The organism is Hydrotalea sandarakina (genome assembly GCF_003254115.1).
In the GTDB taxonomy this organism is placed as follows: domain Bacteria; phylum Bacteroidota; class Bacteroidia; order Chitinophagales; family Chitinophagaceae; genus Hydrotalea; species Hydrotalea sandarakina.
The window spans coordinates 240,394-258,018 of sequence record NZ_QKZV01000001.1 but is presented as its reverse complement, the minus strand read 5'-3'; the positions used below and the strand labels follow the sequence as shown (position 1 = coordinate 258,018).

At 36.4% G+C, this 17,625-nt stretch carries 20 protein-coding genes; 16 read left to right on the top strand and 4 right to left on the bottom strand.

All coding sequences use genetic code 11. The features are described 5' to 3' along the window. Positions 1–8 precede the first annotated feature (8 nt). Positions 9–419, bottom strand: a complete 411-nt coding sequence (locus LX80_RS01155; protein ID WP_111293200.1) for a cytochrome c maturation protein CcmE domain-containing protein — start codon at positions 417–419, stop codon at positions 9–11. Positions 420–566: 147 nt separating this feature from the next. Here LX80_RS01155 and LX80_RS01150 point away from each other — a divergent pair, with 147 nt between their 5' ends. From LX80_RS01150 to LX80_RS01090, 13 genes are all read left to right on the top strand, one after another. Then, positions 567–1,166, top strand: coding sequence for a hypothetical protein (locus LX80_RS01150; protein ID WP_111293199.1), 600 nt, complete (start codon positions 567–569; stop codon positions 1,164–1,166). 27 nt (positions 1,167–1,193) lie between these two features. Further along, the gene (locus tag LX80_RS01145) at positions 1,194–2,489 is read left to right on the top strand and encodes a radical SAM protein (protein ID WP_111293198.1); all 1,296 of its coding nucleotides are present in this window, start codon (positions 1,194–1,196) and stop codon (positions 2,487–2,489) included. Between the two features lie 24 nt (positions 2,490–2,513). Further along, on the top strand, positions 2,514–3,446 hold the full coding sequence (locus LX80_RS01140) for a DMT family transporter (protein ID WP_111293197.1): 933 nt from the start codon (positions 2,514–2,516) through the stop codon (positions 3,444–3,446). Positions 3,447–3,535: 89 nt separating this feature from the next. Next, positions 3,536–4,123 carry a hypothetical protein gene (locus tag LX80_RS01135; protein ID WP_146250349.1) on the top strand — a complete coding sequence of 196 codons (588 nt, stop codon included), beginning with the start codon at positions 3,536–3,538 and terminating at the stop codon, positions 4,121–4,123. Between the two features lie 217 nt (positions 4,124–4,340). Further along, entirely contained in the window at positions 4,341–4,826 is a 486-nt protein-coding gene (locus LX80_RS01130) for a hypothetical protein (RefSeq protein ID WP_111293195.1), read from the top strand. Positions 4,827–4,880: 54 nt separating this feature from the next. Continuing rightward, positions 4,881–6,104 carry a TCR/Tet family MFS transporter gene (locus LX80_RS01125; RefSeq protein ID WP_111293194.1) on the top strand — a complete coding sequence of 408 codons (1,224 nt, stop codon included), beginning with the start codon at positions 4,881–4,883 and terminating at the stop codon, positions 6,102–6,104. Between the two features lie 131 nt (positions 6,105–6,235). Continuing rightward, the gene (pdhA, locus tag LX80_RS01120) at positions 6,236–7,231 is read left to right on the top strand and encodes a pyruvate dehydrogenase (acetyl-transferring) E1 component subunit alpha (protein WP_111293193.1); all 996 of its coding nucleotides are present in this window, start codon (positions 6,236–6,238) and stop codon (positions 7,229–7,231) included. A gap of 43 nt (positions 7,232–7,274) precedes the next feature. After that, positions 7,275–7,964 (top strand): tetratricopeptide repeat protein, encoded by a 690-nt coding sequence (locus tag LX80_RS01115; protein ID WP_111293192.1) that lies wholly within the window; start codon positions 7,275–7,277, stop codon positions 7,962–7,964. Beyond that, the gene (gene ribH, locus LX80_RS01110; protein WP_111293191.1) at positions 7,964–8,455 is read left to right on the top strand and encodes a 6,7-dimethyl-8-ribityllumazine synthase; all 492 of its coding nucleotides are present in this window, start codon (positions 7,964–7,966) and stop codon (positions 8,453–8,455) included. The genes LX80_RS01115 and ribH overlap by 1 nt, the downstream gene beginning before the upstream one ends. A 21-nt stretch (positions 8,456–8,476) precedes the next feature. Beyond that, positions 8,477–9,196, top strand: coding sequence for a (Fe-S)-binding protein (locus LX80_RS01105; protein ID WP_111293190.1), 720 nt, complete (start codon positions 8,477–8,479; stop codon positions 9,194–9,196). Positions 9,197–9,219: 23 nt separating this feature from the next. Further along, complete coding sequence (locus LX80_RS01100; RefSeq protein ID WP_111293189.1) at positions 9,220–9,639, top strand: EVE domain-containing protein; 420 nt, start codon at positions 9,220–9,222, stop codon at positions 9,637–9,639. A 30-nt stretch (positions 9,640–9,669) separates the two neighbouring features. Continuing rightward, a complete protein-coding gene (locus tag LX80_RS01095; protein WP_111293188.1) occupies positions 9,670–10,365 on the top strand; it encodes a Sir2 family NAD-dependent protein deacetylase in 696 nt (231 codons plus the stop codon). A gap of 99 nt (positions 10,366–10,464) precedes the next feature. After that, the gene (locus tag LX80_RS01090; protein WP_111293187.1) at positions 10,465–11,820 is read left to right on the top strand and encodes a hypothetical protein; all 1,356 of its coding nucleotides are present in this window, start codon (positions 10,465–10,467) and stop codon (positions 11,818–11,820) included. Between the two features lie 9 nt (positions 11,821–11,829). On the opposite strand, the gene LX80_RS01085 is transcribed toward LX80_RS01090, so the two are convergent. Then, a complete protein-coding gene (locus LX80_RS01085; RefSeq protein WP_111293186.1) occupies positions 11,830–13,062 on the bottom strand; it encodes a nucleoside recognition domain-containing protein in 1,233 nt (410 codons plus the stop codon). Positions 13,063–13,279: 217 nt separating this feature from the next. On the opposite strand from LX80_RS01085, the gene ychF reads away from it, so the two are divergent. The 3 genes from ychF to LX80_RS01070 all read left to right on the top strand — a co-directional run bounded on the left by ychF (position 13,280) and on the right by LX80_RS01070 (position 16,497). Continuing rightward, positions 13,280–14,383, top strand: coding sequence for a redox-regulated ATPase YchF (ychF, locus tag LX80_RS01080; RefSeq protein ID WP_111293185.1), 1,104 nt, complete (start codon positions 13,280–13,282; stop codon positions 14,381–14,383). A 72-nt stretch (positions 14,384–14,455) separates the two neighbouring features. Further along, positions 14,456–15,601, top strand: coding sequence for an NAD(P)/FAD-dependent oxidoreductase (locus tag LX80_RS01075; RefSeq protein ID WP_111293184.1), 1,146 nt, complete (start codon positions 14,456–14,458; stop codon positions 15,599–15,601). A gap of 35 nt (positions 15,602–15,636) precedes the next feature. After that, positions 15,637–16,497, top strand: coding sequence for a glutaminyl-peptide cyclotransferase (locus LX80_RS01070; RefSeq protein WP_111293183.1), 861 nt, complete (start codon positions 15,637–15,639; stop codon positions 16,495–16,497). Positions 16,498–16,699: 202 nt separating this feature from the next. Here LX80_RS01070 and LX80_RS14415 read toward each other — a convergent pair whose 3' ends face one another. Together LX80_RS14415 and LX80_RS01065 are read right to left on the bottom strand one after the other, a co-directional pair. Beyond that, positions 16,700–16,873, bottom strand: a complete 174-nt coding sequence (locus LX80_RS14415; protein ID WP_170120350.1) for a hypothetical protein — start codon at positions 16,871–16,873, stop codon at positions 16,700–16,702. Positions 16,874–16,907: 34 nt separating this feature from the next. After that, positions 16,908–17,615 (bottom strand): peptidoglycan DD-metalloendopeptidase family protein, encoded by a 708-nt coding sequence (locus LX80_RS01065; protein WP_111293182.1) that lies wholly within the window; start codon positions 17,613–17,615, stop codon positions 16,908–16,910. Positions 17,616–17,625 lie beyond the last annotated feature (10 nt).

Genomic DNA, 17,625 nt, shown 5'->3' with positions numbered 1-17,625 from the left:
AAAATATTTTACATATTACCTTTTGCAACAGATTTTTCGGCAGCTTCAGGATTATCTTTATACTTTGAAGGACATTTTAACAAAATATCTTTGCATTCAAAGTGGTCGCCTTCCATTCTACCCTTCAATACCAATCTTTCGCTTTTTTCCATATCGGTAGGTTTCGTATTGTGGTAAACCACTTTTACTGAATTCCCTAAAGTATCAATGGCTGTAAAGGTTAAAAAATTAGGATCTTTTACAGCATCATATTGAACAGGTTCTTTTGTATCAAGTTTGGCAATTAAATTAACAAACTTACCGGGCTTTTGCTTAGCAGAGGCAATAGTTTCATAAGTTGTTAAATTACCTGTATAACTGATTAAAATGGTGATAGCAGCTGCAATAGCAATTAAAAGAATTAGGTGCATCTTCTTCATGTCATTCCAAATTTTCACTGCAAAAGTAGTCCTTAAATGATTAAATTTTACTGATGTTGCTCACTATCCATTATTTTAACGATTAAGGTTTAACAAAAAAAGCCTTCAAACTACCTATTAATACGTAATTTTGCCGCTTTGAATAATATGATTACACGCCCTATAAAAACTTTCGATTACATTATTGTTTTAAACTATCCTGTTAAATTTTTTAAAGCAATTGACATTATTAGTCAATTAATGCTGGCCATTGCAGCTGTTGCTTTTATTTTACGCGGCATCGTTTTATTCCAAAATGGCCATAGTGGAGGTATTTACACCATTAACTTTTTAATCCCAATTTTTATTTTTTCTTGGTGGATATGGTGCTATCGCCAACAAAGCAGAGGCATAATGCCTTACTATCGTTTTGCACTAATGTTAGCTGCATGGGGCTGGTATTTATATCCAAAGGGGTTATTTTTTGCCATTTTATATTTAATTGCTGCTGTGTTGGAAAAGCCCGCCAAAGTATTACCCGAAGTTGCTTTCGATAAAAAAGAAATTGTTTTTAACAGCATCCCTTCTAAAAAATTTAAATGGGAACAAGTAAATAACGTGGTACTTAAAGACAATATTTTAACCATAGATTTAAAGAATAATCAACTCATTCAAAAAACTGTAAATGCAGAGGTAACACCGGAACAGGAAAAAGAATTTAATGCTTTTTGTGCTGAACAAATCAACAACACTAAAGCAGGAAATTAATTGTTTATACCTTCAAGTAAATTGAAAATGTTACAACAATCACCCTATCTATTATATTCCGATGGCAATGGCAATATTTATGAAGATGAAACACTCTATGCCATTGGCCGTGCCGGTTGGGATGCATTCCCCATTTCTATTGAAGATTGGATTGAACTGCCTGAAGGCGGCAACTTATATGAATTACCTCAACGCCGCGGCATTGGCATTGACGTTAATACCGGCCAAATGCGTTTATGCGAAAAAGGTTGGGCCGTGGCTGCTTTCATTCCCCCTGCGCACACCGGATTGTTTTTAGCAGCATATGAGTCTTTCCCCGATGCACCCACCCTACCGTTGTTTTGCTATACCGCAGTGGGCTGGCTAAATAATACCATTTATGTTCCGGCAGTACGAATTGAACGAGATATTCGACAGGAATGTGCCGGATATAATGATAAAGAAATTAAAAGCGGATCTAAAAATTTGTTACAACAATATGCACATAATCGATTAGTACAGCACTTAATGCAAAATTGCTGTAACACTTACCATTGCCCTGCTGCCCGAAATTTTGCTTTGGGACGTTGGGAATGCCCAGTACCCACATCACCTGCTTGTAATGCTAATTGCATTGGTTGTATTTCATTTCAGCCTGCTGAAGAAACCATTGTTTCTACACAAGACCGTTTAACTTTTAAACCAACAGTTGAAGAAATTGTGGAGTTTACGGTACCCCATTTGCTAAATGCACCTTATCCCATTGTTAGCTTTGGACAAGGTTGCGAAGGCGAGCCTTTACTTATGTGGGAAACCATTCGCGAAGCGATAATTGAAATTAGAAAACATACTTCAAAAGGAAGCATCAATATTAACACCAACGGTTCTAAACCAGATGCAGTAGCCGCATTATGCAAAGCCGGATTAAACAGTATAAGAGTAAGTACCAATTCCGCCCAAAAAAGCCTTTACACGCGCTATTACAGGCCCAATAATTATGAATTTGAAGATATTATTGAAAGTCTCAAAATTGTTCATAAACATGGCGGATGGAGCAGCATCAATTATTTTGTGTTCCCCGGTGTAACTGATTCGATTGAAGAGTATGAAGCTTTGCGTAAGTTGATTAAAACAACCAACTTAAGCATGATTCAATGGCGAAATTTTAATATTGATCCTGATTGGTATTTAGGACAAATTAATTTGGCTGAAACCGGCGAAATGTTGGGTGTTAAACAATTACAGGAATTAATTCACGAAGAATTTCCAAATGTAAAATTTGGTTATTACAATCCCCCCATAGAAAGAATTAAAGGGAATTACGATATTGATTTTGCACATTAAGAAATGGTTCATGACCATTAATACATGAAGCACCAACGTCATACCACTCTGGGATTTTTAGCTGCATTATTAGCGGTTATGCTTTGGTCGGGTAATTTTATTGTTGCTCGTGGCATTGCCGGTGCAGTTCCACCCGTTCAGCTTAGTTTATTACGCTGGATTACAGCTGGCATTATTATACTTCCCTTTACATTTCGTATTATTATTGAGCAATGGAAGCTAATAAAACAACATATTGTTTATTTAAGTATAACGGCTTTCATTGGCATTAGTTTATTCAATACATTTTTGTATGTAGGTGGGCATTTTACTCCGGCTATTAATCTGGCCATTATTGGCACATCTGCATCCCCCATATTTGCAACCATTTTAGCAGCTATTTTTTTAAAAGAGAAAGTACATTTTTTTAAATTAACGGGTATGCTTTTGTGTTTTATAGGGGTTATTTTTTTAATTACCAAAGGCAATTGGTTACACTTACAACAATTCAATTTTTCAAAAGGCGATATTTGGGTGTTAATGAGTGCTCTGTTATTTGCTATATACACCATCTTAGTGAAAAAAAAGCCTATTGCATTAAATGGCAACGCTTTTTTGGCAGTTATTATAAGTTTAGGCAGTTTATTTTTGGTACCGCTTTTATGGGTACAAAACTTTTTTTGGCAACAACCCACCACTCTTAATATGCACATTTTTTGGATAATGATTTACCTTGGTGCAGGTGCATCAGTATTGGCATATTTAAGCTGGAACAAAGCTGTTCTGGAATTAGGTGCTTCTAAAACGGCATTAATGGGAAACTTAATTCCATTATTTAGTACTATAGAAGCTGTGTTATTGTTAAATGAAAAATTTTATAAGGTACATGTAATCAGTAGCATCTTAATCATTTTAGGACTCTTCCTGGCAAATTTTCTTTCCATAAAAAGCTTTACTTTCAAAAAAAAGCAGATTTAATTGCTTGATTTTATTTTAACATTTTTTAGCAGTGCTGCAATAAACCAATCATTGCATTCAATGTCTTATTGCGCATAAAAAACTTTATTATGCTGAGTAAGAAAACGATGCTATTTTTTTCAACTGCACTCCTTTTAACCGCTTGTTCTGCCCCTAAAACTTATTTTACTGCTGCCATTCGGGCCGACTTGGCTGCCAATCATCAACCACTCGATAAAATTCAATTTTATAACGATCGCGACATTGTGTTGAGAAGAGATGTAAAAACAGGTGAAGCTAAAGTAACCGATGGTAAAGTGGTTTTGGAAAAAGGACATAATGTAAACATTATTCGATTAAAGAAAAACACACCCGGTGTTTGCGTACTTCAGCGTAACAATATTGTAGGTATAGCATTTGATCAAAACAATAATAATTTTATTACATTCGGAAAAACAAAACAAGCCCGCCCAAATGATCCCTATCGTATTTTAGCCAATGAGTGGATAGGTGAATACGGGGTGATTAATTATGATGGCAAACAATATCATATTGAACCGGCCGGCACAGAGGCAAGCATTATGATAAAATCAAAAGTTTTACGCAAGCTAAACATTAAAGAACATGAAATGAAAGGGCGGAAAGTTGAATCAGGTAACAGCTCTTCTTCCGATAATAGCAACAGCTCAACCCAATAATTACAAACACTTAAATAACCCAAAAAAGCATTACTGTAATTATTCGGTAATGCTTTTTTTATGAGCAAAAACTTATTTTGTTTTTTAGTGTTTGAATATTTCAAGGCACAGGCTCAACAAAATTATAACCATCGTTAACCGGTGCGTAATTTCAAATTACAGAAAATTTATTTAAAAAATTTTTTATACTACATTTTCTATCCAAATAATATTTGTTATGGCAAAACCATCCATTGAACTAATTAATGCACTTCGCAAAACAGCCGAAAATTTAGCAAATGGTGCACCATATGCGTGGGGCAATCATGGCACCTGCAATTGTGGCAACCTAATTCAGGTAACCACCCAATTAAGTAAAGAGGAAATTTTAACTTATGCACATACCGGCTGGGGTGAATGGACCGAATTGGCAGAAGAATTTTGCCCAACATCGAATACGCCTGTAAATTTATTATTGAAAAAGTTGCAGGATTTAGGCCTAACTCCAACAGACATTCACAACATTGAATATTTAGAAGATCGAACTGTACTGGACCATTTACCCGGTGGTTTTCGGTGGCTTCAAAAAAACAAACGTGAAGATGTAATTGAATATCTGAACACATTTGCTAATATTTTAGAAGACGCTTTAATTCAACATATTAATTTGAATGAATTAATAGAGTCTTCCCAACCCAAAGAAAAAGAAGTAATAACAGTGTAAAATTCCCTTTATTATTAGCAAATTGCAGTTACTTTGCGCCACATTAATAAGAATATGGCCAAGCAACAAAAGCAAGCTGCATTAGGTTTTATTTTCATTACACTTTTAATTGATGTTACAGGTTTCGGAATTATTATTCCGGTGCTTCCCAAATTAATTGAACAATTAATTCATGGCAATTTAAGCCAAGCCTCTAATTACGGGGGATGGCTTTTATTTGTTTATGCCATTATGCAATTTGTATGTTCTCCTATTTTAGGGAACTTAAGCGATAGGTATGGAAGACGCCCCATTCTGCTATTTTCATTGTTTGGTTTTGGAATGGATTATTTGTTACAAGGTTTTGCACCGAACATTTTTTGGTTATTTGTAGGGCGATTTATTGCGGGCATTACCGGTGGCAGCTTTACTACGGCCTCGGCCTACATTGCAGACATTAGCACGCCCGAAAAAAGAGCACAAAATTTTGGTATGATTGGAGCTGCATTTGGTTTAGGCTTCATCATTGGCCCGGTTTTAGGAGGCATTTTAGGTCATTATGGTCCCAGAGTTCCATTTTTTGCTGCAGCTGTATTGGCATTCTTGAATTGGATATATGGTTTTTTTATTCTACCGGAATCATTACCGGCTCATAGCAGAAGAAAATTTGAATGGAAAAGAGCCAACCCAATGGGCTCATTATTACAACTAAAAAAATACCCGGTTATTTCCGGTTTGGTGTTTTCCATAACCCTTTTATACATTGCCGGCCATGCAGTGCAAAGTTGTTGGAATTATTATACCATGAGCAAATTTGGTTGGGATGAGCGCATGGTTGGTTACTCACTCGGTTTTATTGGATTAATTGTTGGCTTAGTACAAGGAGTATTAATTCGTGCCATAATACCCAAATTGGGGCAGGAAAAAAGTGTGTACGTGGGCCTAAGTTTATATGCCATAGGATTTTTATTGTTTGCATTTGCATCCACTACCTGGATGATGTTTGTATTTATGATTCCCTATGCTTTGGGTGGTATTGCCGGCCCTTCTATACAAGGACTCATTTCCGGCCATGTACCTGCTAATGAACAAGGCGAGTTACAAGGTGCTTTAACCAGTTTAATGAGTGCAACTTCCATAGTTGGACCCTTAATGATGACACACATTTTTGCTTACTTTACTTCACCCAAAGCACCCATTCATTTCCCGGGTGCTGCTATGTTATTGGGCGCTTTGCTTACATTCATCAGCACTTTATTAGCCTATCGGACACTAAAAGCTGAAAAGAAACATAGTTAATAAACATTTTAATGAAGACCTATTTAAAATTAAAACATCCCTAAATTCAACTTTTTGAATTTAGGGTGTAAAATATTACCCATTTATTTTACATAGTAAGTGCTATATTTGCCCCTCAAAATTTAGTAGCAGTGGCAACAAAATTTACGAAAGAAACATACCTGTATTGGTACGAGTTAATGCAATTAATTCGTCAGTTTGAATTAAAAGCCGAGGAAATGTATAAGATGGCAGGAAAAATTAGAGGATTTTTCCATGCATACGTTGGTCAGGAAGCAATAGCTGCCGGCTGTATGACTGCCACCACGCCCGATGATCCATTTGTAACCGGTTATCGCGATCATGGATGGGCGTTAGCGAAAGGTGTATCACCCAATGCTTGCATGGCCGAGTTATATGGAAAAGCAACAGGCTGTTCAAAAGGTAAAGGTGGTAGTATGCACTTTTTTAGTGTTGAACATAAATTTTTTGGCGGACATGGTATTGTAGGTGCTCAAATTGCTACCGGTGCAGGATTAGCATTCGCCGAACAATACAAAGGCACTAACAATGTAGCTTTATGTTTCTTTGGCGATGGTGCAGCGCGTCAAGGTATTTTACACGAAACTTTTAACCTGGCTATGTTGTGGAAATTACCCGTAGTTTTTATTTGTGAAAACAACCATTATGCCATGGGTACTTCTGTACAACGTACTTCAAACGTAATTGACATTTACAAATTAGCCGATAGCTACGATATGCCCGGTGACAAAGTAGATGGTATGAACCCCGAAGATGTACATGAAGCAGTTGCCCGTGCTGTTAAGCGTGCCCGTGAAGGTGGCGGACCAACTTTATTGGAAATGAAAACTTACCGTTATAAAGGACACTCTATTTCCGACCCGCAAAAATATCGTACCAAAGAAGAGGTTGATGAATACAAAAATCAAGACCCCATTCATAAAGTAATGCAGACCATTTTAAATAATAAGTTTGCTACGCAGGAAGAAATTAATGCCATTGATGCGAAAATAGCACAAGTTGTAGAAGCATCTGTTCAATTTGCAGAAGAAAGTCCTTTCCCGGATGCAAGTGAAGTTTATAAAGATGTTTACCACAATGACCACTATGCTTTTGACATTGATTAATTAAAATTTTAAAAGAACAATCACAAATAAACCCACATTAGTAATGAGTGAACATAAACAACAACCAACTCACAGCGACCCATTATTACAAGCAGAATTTTTTGGAAAAAAATATGCTAAGCAAATTATTATTGCTGCCATTGCTATTATAGTTGTTGTAGGCGGATGGTATGGTTACAACCAATATATTGTTAAGCCAAAAGAAGAAAAAGCGGCAGAAGCTATTTACAAAGCACAAGAATATTTTGCACAAGATTCATCTAACCTAGTATTGAATGGCGATGGATTTAACAAAGGTGTTTTATATATCATTAAAAACTTTGATGGAACAAAAACAGCCGATCTTGCAAAATATTATGCCGGTATTAGTTATTTAAAATTGGGCGATTTTGCCAATGCAGTTAAATACTTGAAAGAATTTTCAACCGGTGCTCCACAAATTCAAATGGCTGCCTATGGTGCTTTAGCTGATGCTGAAGCTGAATTAGGCAAAAATGAAGATGCAATTAAAGATTATAAAAAAGCAGGTGCTACTTTTCCTAAAGATGCATTCTCTTCATCAGAATATTTGTTCCGTGCAGGCTTATTAAGCGAAACACTTGGTAAAACCAAGGATGCCATAGAATTATACAAAGAAATTAAAGAAAAATATCCGCAAACCGATAAAGGTCTTCAGGCCGATAAATACATTTACCGGTTAAGCATTGAAAAAAATGATTTAAGCGTTAACTAATGGCTACACCCGGAAACTCGTTATTGCACAAAGGCATCCCCGTAATTAAGGATGCCTTTGTACTATTGGTAAAAACCGAATGGAATGCATCAATTGTTGATGAATTGGAAAATGGCTGCATACGCATTTTTAAGGATAACAATATTCGTTTTCAAACGATTATTGTACCCGGTGCTGTTGAAATACCATTTGCTATTCAACAACATATTCAAACCTCTAATAACCAACCCGACGCTTATATTGCATTAGGTACCGTTATTCGTGGTGATACTCCCCATTTTGATTATGTATGCAAATACGTTACTGAAGGAATATTACAACTGAATTTAACCCACAACAAACCGGTTATATTTGGTGTTTTAACAGTTGAAAATAATCAGCAAGCGATTGAACGTATTGGTGGCAAACACGGCCATAAGGGCGAAGAAGCTGCCATAACTGCTATTAAAATGATTGATTTAAACCGTAAAATTCAACAACAAACAATTTGAATTTTAGCAAAATAACAGGCAATGAATGTGCAATTGTTTATACCTTGTTTTATTGACCAACTTTTTCCGCAAGTTGGATTTAACATGGTAAAAGTGCTGCAAAAAGTAGGCTGTACCGTACAATATAATACGGAACAAACTTGTTGTGGACAACCTGCTTTCAATGCCGGTTTTAGAGGCGAAGCAAAAGAAGTATGTTCCAAATTTGTAAAAGATTTTGCCGGTAATGATTTTATTGTTGCGCCCAGTGCCAGTTGCATTGGATTCGTAATAAATTATTATCCCACTTTATTCAACAACACTTCCTTACATAATCACGTAAAAACTTTATCGGAAAAGGTATTTGAGTTGAGTGACTTTTTGGTAAATGTTATGGGCGTAGAAGACCTTGGTGCCAGCTTTCCGGCAAAAGTTACTTACCACGATAGTTGTGCCGCATTAAGAGAATGCAATATTAAACAAGAACCCAGAAAACTATTGAGCCATGTACAAGGGTTACAATTGGTTGAAATGAATGATGTTGAAACCTGCTGCGGGTTTGGTGGTACCTTCGCCGTTAAATTTGAACCGATTAGCGCTGCCATGGGTGATCAAAAAATAGTGAATGCACTAGCCACAGAAGCCGAATATATTATTAGCACCGATATGAGTTGTTTAATGCATTTACAAGGCATTATCAATTTTCAACAGAAACCCATTCAGGTTATGCACTTAGCCGATGTTTTGGCCAGCGGCTGGTAAACATTAATTAAACAATTTAATTTATGCAATACTGGTTAGTAAAATCAGAACCCTTTAAATACAGTTGGGAACAATTTGAAAAAGACGGACAAACATTTTGGGATGGTGTTCGTAATTACGGAGCTCGCAACAATTTAAAAGCCATGAAAAAAGGCGACCTTGTTTTATGGTATCATAGCAATGAAGGTTTAGCCATTGTGGGCATAGCACAGGTTATTAAAGAACATTATCAAGACCCCACAACTCCCGAACCAGCTTGGGTAGTAGTTGATTTAAAACCCTATCAAAAGCTGAACAAACCTGTTACCCTGGCTCAAGTTAAAGCCGATGAACGTTTGCAAAATATGGACTTGGTTCGCTTAGGTAGGCTTTCCGTACAAACAGTAAAACCGGATGAATGGAAAGTTATTCTAGAATTAAGTGAAACAAAATTGAAAAAATAACGTATTACCATTGTTGTTATCCGTTTTACCATGCAACCCAACATTGTCATATTAACCGGAGCAGGTATAAGTGCCGAAAGCGGATTAAAAACGTTTAGAGATATCGATGGTTTATGGAATGGTTATTCTATACAGGAAGTAGCCACTCCTGAAGGCTTCGCTAAAAATCCAAAATTGGTACTCGATTTTTATAACCAACGTAGAAGAGAAATAGCCAAGGCAAAACCCAATGCTGCACACATTGCTTTAGCCGAATTGCAAAACAAATATGCTGTAACGATTATCACACAAAATATTGACGATTTGCATGAACGAGCCGGTAGTAATAAAGTAATACACTTGCATGGTGAAATTTTTAAAATGCGTAGTGTGGCAAATCCACAAGTTACTTTTCCAATTACCGGCGATATCAATTTGGGCGATTTAGCGGAAGATGGTTCCCAATTAAGGCCTTTCATAGTATGGTTTAATGAGGAAGTACCTTTATTACCACAAGCCGCTGCCGTGGTTGCAGAAGCAGATGTTTTTGTTATAATAGGTACTTCATTACAAGTGTATCCGGCAGCAGGACTTATTCATTATGTTGCTGCTGATTCCCCCATAATTGTAATAGATAAAAAAATTCCTAATTTCCCTAACAGCCAGCAATTTATTACCATTGAACAACCGGCAACTTTAGGTGTGCCACAATTACCCAACATCTTAAACAAAATTTTTGCCCAATAAGCAACTAAATAAAAATGTTAAAAAGTATTCTGCAGGAACATTAGGCTACAAATGCCTGTAACATTGCAGATCTATTTTATACCCAATCAATATTCATACATGCGCTCAAACTCATTGGCAAAAAATTATTTCAAATACCATTTCATCCTATTGTTATTGATGTGTTGCAGCATCAACCATTTATTGGCACAACGCAAAGCCACTACCGCATTAACCGATTTGCAACATTTTATTCAGCAAAATAAACAACTGGTAACAGATACTACCAACCCATTTCTTTCTATGCTGGAAAAAGGGCGTTTAAATTATTTTAAACCTTTGTACAAAGCTTTTGGCTATAAAGATGCATTGATAGATAACCATGGATTACAGGCATATAATGAAGATTTGGCACAAGCTTTAGCTTTTGCCGGCGATTATCAGTCGGCTTTGTATTACCAAGAACAGGCTTATGACATGTTACCCAATAAATACGTCGATACGGCCTTACATGATGTTGAAAAGTTGAAGAATATTCAGTTAATGCCGGCCATTCCTTATTTACTGCAGCAAACCGCCAAACATACTATTGTATTGTTTAATGAAACACATAGTAAGCCCCAACATAGAGCATTCCTTTTATCCATGTTACGCGACTTACATGAACAGGGTTTTAAATATTTAGCAATGGAAACATTGAACCCTTATAAAAACGCTTCATTAAAGCAATTGACTGTGCAAACAGGTTACTATACTGCTGAGCCTATTTGCGGTGAATTGGTAAGACAGGCACTGCAATTAGGCTTTACGCTTTTACCTTATGAAGATGAAAATGCTACTAAACTAAATGCTAACCAACGCGATTCAATGCAGGCTGTTCATTTATCTAATTTTATCAAACAACATCCCGGAGAAAAATTAATTGTTTTAGCTGGAAATGAACATACTACAAAACTTGCTTACGATAAGCACAACATTCCAATGGCAGTTTATTTACAATATTTCACCGGTAACAAAATATTAAGTATTGACCAAACTGAAATGACAGAAGGCAGCAATTCAGACTATGGCCGATTATTTTATGCGGCCTTTGTTGATAAACACCATATTAAACAAACGGTAATACCTTTGCGTAATAATTTACCCGTTCAGTTTTTAGATTCGGGGATTTATGATTTGTATGTTGTGCACCCACCTACCAAATATTTAGACGGAAGACCTGTTTGGTATAATATTGATGCTACCAGAAAAGAAGTGCCGGTATCGCCTGCCTATCAGGCATTATTTTTTGTACAAGCCTATTATAAAAATGAATGGGGCGATAAAGAAGAAGGTATTTATGTTCCGGCAGACCAAACTTTTGTAAATGCCGAAAACGGGTTTTATTATCTGTACCTATTTCCGGGAAAATATCAATTAGTGTATCGCGATAAAGGCTACAGCATTTTAGGCACGAAAGAAATTACGGTTCAATAGCAACAAATATCATTTGAAAAAGATGTATCCAATCAAAATGGCTACGATTACCCCAATAAAATCGGCCAACATACCTGCCCAAATCGCATACCGTACTTTTTTAATTCCAACGCTGCCAAAATATAAAGCTATAATATAAAAAGTAGTATCGGCCGAGCCTTGAAAGGTTGAAGCCATTCTACCCACAAATGAATCGGCGCCATGTGTTTGCATTACATCAAGCATTAATCCCCTGGCACCGCTTCCACTAAACGGTTTCATAATGGCCACAGGAAGTGCAGGCGTAAAATCAGCATTAATTCCCAACATTTGAATACCATGTGTTAAAGCGTTCACTACATAATTCAATGCGCCACTATCTCTAAATACCCTTATTGCCACCAACATGCCTACCAAATAGGGAATAATTTTCAAAATAACATCAAAACCATTTTTGGCACCATCAATAAACGCATCAAATACATTAATTTTTTTCCATAATCCACCAACTATAATCAACACAACAATCAGTAATAGCAAAAAATTTCCCGATATTTTACTAAATACGGCTTTATCAGTGGCCGACAAGGCATTCACCCAAAACAATAAGGCAGCCATTATTACCAATAAACCCGTAAGCCAAACCACTAACACCCAATCCCATTTAAGTTTTTGCCAAAATCCAACAATAATAATTGAAGCTAAAGTAGCGGCTACTGTAGCTAACACACAAGGTATAAATACACTGGCCGGTTCATGAGAACCTGCAGCTAAGCGATAAGTTAAAATTGATAAAGGAATTAAGGTTAAACCACTGGTATGCAGCACCAAAAACATGATTTGTGCATTCGTTGCTTTTTCTTTTTCAGGATTCAAGGTTTGCAGGCTTTCCATGGCCTTAAGTCCAAAAGGTGTTGCAGCATTGTCTAAACCCAACATATTGGCAGAAAAATTCATAACCATTTCACCCATGGCCGGATGCCCTGCCGGAACACCGGGAAACAATCGCTTCATAAAAGGATTTAAAATTCGCGATAAAAAGCGAATAGCACCTGCCCTTTCGGCAATATTCATCAATCCTAAAAAAAATACCATTGTACCTGCTAAAGGAAAAGCAACATCAATTACCGAACCTTTGGCAGTATCAAACATACCATCTACCAAAGTTTTAAAAATTTCGGTGTCATGTAAAAAAATAAGCTTATATAATGCAATCAAAAAGGCAATCAAAAAAAATGCAATCCAAACTATGTTTAACGCCATTATTTTCGTTTTTGGTTACTGCTGCCATGATTCGTTGCCCGGTTTCTTCAACAAACAATGACATAAAAAAATCTATTGAATAACTGCAATAGCAAACATTTATTGCGGCAATGAAAATAAGCATTCTCTCAATATGATTTACACCTTACTTTTGCGGCTTAAAATACTTTGGCAGATGGTAAGCTAAAAACAAAGCTTACATAAAAATGAATATAACATGGCATTACAAGCAGGAATTGTAGGATTACCCAATGTAGGAAAATCAACTTTATTTAATGCTGTTACCAACAGCGCTAAAGCACAAGCCAGTAATTACCGGTTTTGCACCATTGAACCCAATGTGGGTTTGGTAGATGTGCCGGATGAACGCTTACAGCATTTGGCCAAACTGGTGAATCCGCACCGAATTGTGCCTACACAAGTTGAAATAGTGGATATTGCCGGACTGGTAAAAGGGGCTAGTAAAGGAGAAGGTTTGGGCAATAAATTTTTGGGCAATATTCGCGAAGTAGATGCAATTATCCATGTAATCAGATGCTTTGAAGATGAAAATGTATTGCGCGAAGAAGGAGCGATTAATCCCATTTCTGACAAAGAAATTATTGATACAGAGTTACAACTGAAAGATTTAGAAAGTATTGAAAAGAAAATTCAAAAAACGGAAAAGCTGGCCCGTGTTGGTTCCGATACAAAAGCACAGGCTGAGTTAAAAACATTGCTTCAATGCAAAAACCATTTGGAACAAGGTAAAAGCATTCGTTCGCTTAACCTTTCTAAAGAAGAAAAAACAGCTATTGACGACTTGTTTCTTTTAACCAATAAACCTGTATTGTATGTAGCCAATGTTGATGAGGCCAGCATGCATACCGGCAACAAATATTCTGAACAATTACTAAAAGCTGCTACGGAAGAAGGTGCACAAATGATTATTATGAATAATGCCATTGAAGCCGATATAGCCGCAATGGAATCGGCCGATGACCGTGCATTGTTTATGGAAGAATATAACATGAAAGAGCCTGCATTAAACAGACTTATTCAAAGCGTATATAAATTGTTGAACCTGGAAACATATTTTACTGTTGGTGTGCAGGAAGTAAGAGCATGGACGATTCATGTAGGTTGGAAAGCACCACAGGCCGCAGGTGTAATTCATAGTGATTTTGAAAAAGGCTTTATTAAAGCAGAAGTAATTGCCTACGATGATTTTATAAAATATGGCAGTGAAGCTGCCTGCCGCGATAATGGCAAACTACGTATTGAAGGCAAAGAATATGTAGTGAAAGATGGCGACATTATGCACTTTAGGTTTAATGTGTAAATGAAGCAAAGCGCTTTGCTAACAGATTTGTAAAATAGCTTTTACTATTGCTATGTTTAGTACATTTGAAACATGCTAAGCAATATTTCAGTTTGGGAAAATGAAACCTATTTCGCCCCACAAAACATTGTGATAGTTGGTGGCGGATTAATGGGACTTTGGACTGCTATTACTTTAAAAGAACAAAAGCCCAATTTAAGTATTACTGTTGTTGAAAGAAATGTTACACCATTAGGTGCCTCAACGCGCAATGCAGGCTTTGCTTGCTTTGGAAGCCCAACTGAACTACTTCACGACGCAAAAACGTTGGGCGAATCGGCCATGTTGCAAATTGTTGAAAAACGTTATAAGGGTATTGAAAAAATAAAAAAATACTTTGGTAATGTAATTGATTTTGATGCCTGTGGTGGTTACGAATGTTTAACAGAAAAACAACTGCCCGCAAACGAAATAAATGATGCGCTTGCATATCTAAATAAATTGCTGGCCGACATTACCAATACCCAACATACTTTTAAAAGAAATGATGCTGCATTAACTGCATTAGGACTACAAAATTTTGATGCATTAGTTGAAAACAAGTGGGAAGGCGGTTTACACAGCGGCAAACTGGTTCAGGCATTACAAAACAAGGCCGCTTGTTTGGGCGTAAATTGTTTGTATGGAATAACAGTAACGCAGTGTTACCGGCAAAACGATTATGTTGCCATTGAAACACAACAATCAATTGTACTAAAGGCCAATACCGTTATTTTATGCACCAATGCCTTTTCAAATGCAATTAATTTGGGAACCACCTTACCGGTAAAACCAGGCCGCGGACAAATATTGCTTACTAGCCCAATCCCTAACCTGCCCTTACATGGCACCTTTCATTATGACGCAGGATATTATTATTGGAGAAACCTGGGGAATCGCATTTTAATTGGCGGCGGACGTAACAGTTTTTTTGAACAAGAAACTACTACTGATATTACTGTAACCGAAAATGTACAAACCGTTTTAGAAAATTTTTTACAAACACATTTAAACCCATCCATTCAATATACCATTGATAAAAGATGGAGTGGCATTATGGCTTTTACCGATAACCATTTGCCTTATGTACATTTTACAGCACCCAATATTTTAAACGCTATTGCCTGCAATGGTATGGGTGTTGCATTAACGCCAATAATAGCCGAAGAAATAGCGCATCAAATTTTACCCAACTTTTAATATTGTTTACACTATTACAACTACAATTCATCCACATGCATCAATCATTCATTAAAAGCAACAAATTCAATTATCCATTCATTATCATTTTATTTGCTTTGTTTTTTGTTGCTTGCAAAAACAATAATGAAAACAACGACAGTTCAACCATCAATACCATTACCCCAAGCATACCTGCTTTATCCTATCAAATAGTAGCAGTTTATCCGCACGATACGGCTTCTTTTACGGAAGGATTAGAGTTTCATAACGGTTTTTTGTATGAAAGCACCGGCGATCCGGATTATGCCGGAAGAAGTAAGCTATCTAAAACAAATGTAAATACCGGAAAAGATGTACAAAAAATTATACTGGCACCCGCTTTTTTTGGTGAAGGTATTACTATGTTGAATGGTAAAATTTACCAGCTAACCTACAAAGAACAAAAGTGTTTTGTTTACGATGCCAACACTTTTAAAAAACTAAACGAATTTTCTTATGAAGGCGAAGGTTGGGGAATGACGAATGATGGACACAACTTAATTATGGACAATGGACATAATGAATTAATTTATCGCGATCCTGAAACATTCAAAATTGTAAAAACTTTACCTATTACAGGGGTGCCAAAAGATTATGCCGGGCACGAAGTGTATATAAATGAATTAGAATATGTGGATGGCAATATATTTGCCAATTTATATACCATGGATTTTGATCAAATAGTGAAAATTGATCCCAATTCAGGAAAAGTGATAGGCACCTTGAACTTAAATGGATTGTTGGAAAGATATGCCCCACCTGCAGAAACGGCTAAACGTGATGTATTAAATGGTATTGCCTTTGATAGTTCAAATCACACTTTCTATATCACGGGCAAATATTGGCCAAAATTATTTGCCATACGCATACAGTAGCATTCAGTATTATAGTTAAACCCCTTAGCTTTTCTCTTGCTTTGTATGCTTCTTTACAGTCTTATAGCCAAGAAAGAATAAGAAAATAATTTGTAATCATTACTACCACTATAATGAATGGTAAAATATTTGTGTAATCAAATTTTCATTGATTACACAAATAAATGTTTATACCTAAAGCTGCTGAAACAAAAACGTAATATTATTCATGTGCAGCAGGCGCTGATTGTTCAGTTGTAGCATGTTCAACGTGCGGATGGTAGGGCCCTTTACATTGTGCTAACAATACATAAAAACAAAATATTACAACAAAAGACAGAATTACGGTAAGGGTAAATTTCTTAGTATCTTCTTCCTGATGAATTTCGTGTGACATGTGGATTGTTTTTTGCAAATTTAATTACAAGCAGTTAATTAGCAAGCACTGCAAATTGTTCCATTTGTAAAATAATATCGGGATTGGGACAATTTTGTGCATAATGCATTAATTGCGATGCAGCACATACACCGGGGTAATCGCCCCTATACCCTTCCATCTGTAACATTAGTTGAAAATGCAAATGTGGAGGCCAATACCCATTTTCTTCCGGTTTTCCCAACCAGGCAAATGTTGTACCTGCTTTAATAGGCATTCCTTCTTCCAATGTTTGCAAACTCTTTAAAGCCAAATGCCCATACAAGCTATAAAAAGTAAATTCACCTAATGAATGCTGCAAAATAATGGTAGCCCCGTAATCGCCATAAGCGTTATTAAACGCAAAGCTGTGCACAGTTGCGTCTATAGGAGCCATTACAGGTGTATCTGCCTCGCCCCAAATATCAATTCCTAAATGTATGCGGCGAGGCTCAGTTCCATCAAAAACTCGACTACGCGCATAAATATGCCTGTTTTCTAAATAACCACCAATACCATAACGGGCATCGGCAGTTTGTAAAATTGAATGAACCGTAGTGGAAAACAAGTCAACATTTGTAATAATTGCTTCCTTCCATACATCATTTTTTTCAGTAAAATCCATTTTTACTAACTTATCGGTCTCTGCCTTGAATGGTACAACAGATGCTATTGTTGGCTGCAATGCTTTTATCCGTTCATAAAATTTAGTCGTACTGTCCATTGTCTATAAT

Coding starts and splice junctions, on each gene's coding strand:
- LX80_RS01155 (WP_111293200.1), bottom strand. CDS start 419: ATGAAGAAGATGCACCTAATTCTTTTAATTGCTATTGCAGCTGCTATC.
- LX80_RS01150 (WP_111293199.1), top strand. CDS start 567: ATGATTACACGCCCTATAAAAACTTTCGATTACATTATTGTTTTAAAC.
- LX80_RS01145 (WP_111293198.1), top strand. CDS start 1,194: ATGTTACAACAATCACCCTATCTATTATATTCCGATGGCAATGGCAAT.
- LX80_RS01140 (WP_111293197.1), top strand. CDS start 2,514: ATGAAGCACCAACGTCATACCACTCTGGGATTTTTAGCTGCATTATTA.
- LX80_RS01135 (WP_146250349.1), top strand. CDS start 3,536: ATGCTGAGTAAGAAAACGATGCTATTTTTTTCAACTGCACTCCTTTTA.
- LX80_RS01130 (WP_111293195.1), top strand. CDS start 4,341: ATGGCAAAACCATCCATTGAACTAATTAATGCACTTCGCAAAACAGCC.
- LX80_RS01125 (WP_111293194.1), top strand. CDS start 4,881: ATGGCCAAGCAACAAAAGCAAGCTGCATTAGGTTTTATTTTCATTACA.
- LX80_RS01115 (WP_111293192.1), top strand. CDS start 7,275: ATGAGTGAACATAAACAACAACCAACTCACAGCGACCCATTATTACAA.
- ribH (WP_111293191.1), top strand. CDS start 7,964: ATGGCTACACCCGGAAACTCGTTATTGCACAAAGGCATCCCCGTAATT.
- LX80_RS01105 (WP_111293190.1), top strand. CDS start 8,477: ATGAATGTGCAATTGTTTATACCTTGTTTTATTGACCAACTTTTTCCG.
- LX80_RS01100 (WP_111293189.1), top strand. CDS start 9,220: ATGCAATACTGGTTAGTAAAATCAGAACCCTTTAAATACAGTTGGGAA.
- LX80_RS01095 (WP_111293188.1), top strand. CDS start 9,670: ATGCAACCCAACATTGTCATATTAACCGGAGCAGGTATAAGTGCCGAA.
- LX80_RS01090 (WP_111293187.1), top strand. CDS start 10,465: ATGCGCTCAAACTCATTGGCAAAAAATTATTTCAAATACCATTTCATC.
- LX80_RS01085 (WP_111293186.1), bottom strand. CDS start 13,062: ATGGCGTTAAACATAGTTTGGATTGCATTTTTTTTGATTGCCTTTTTG.
- ychF (WP_111293185.1), top strand. CDS start 13,280: ATGGCATTACAAGCAGGAATTGTAGGATTACCCAATGTAGGAAAATCA.
- LX80_RS01075 (WP_111293184.1), top strand. CDS start 14,456: ATGCTAAGCAATATTTCAGTTTGGGAAAATGAAACCTATTTCGCCCCA.
- LX80_RS01070 (WP_111293183.1), top strand. CDS start 15,637: ATGCATCAATCATTCATTAAAAGCAACAAATTCAATTATCCATTCATT.
- LX80_RS14415 (WP_170120350.1), bottom strand. CDS start 16,873: ATGTCACACGAAATTCATCAGGAAGAAGATACTAAGAAATTTACCCTT.
- LX80_RS01065 (WP_111293182.1), bottom strand. CDS start 17,615: ATGGACAGTACGACTAAATTTTATGAACGGATAAAAGCATTGCAGCCA.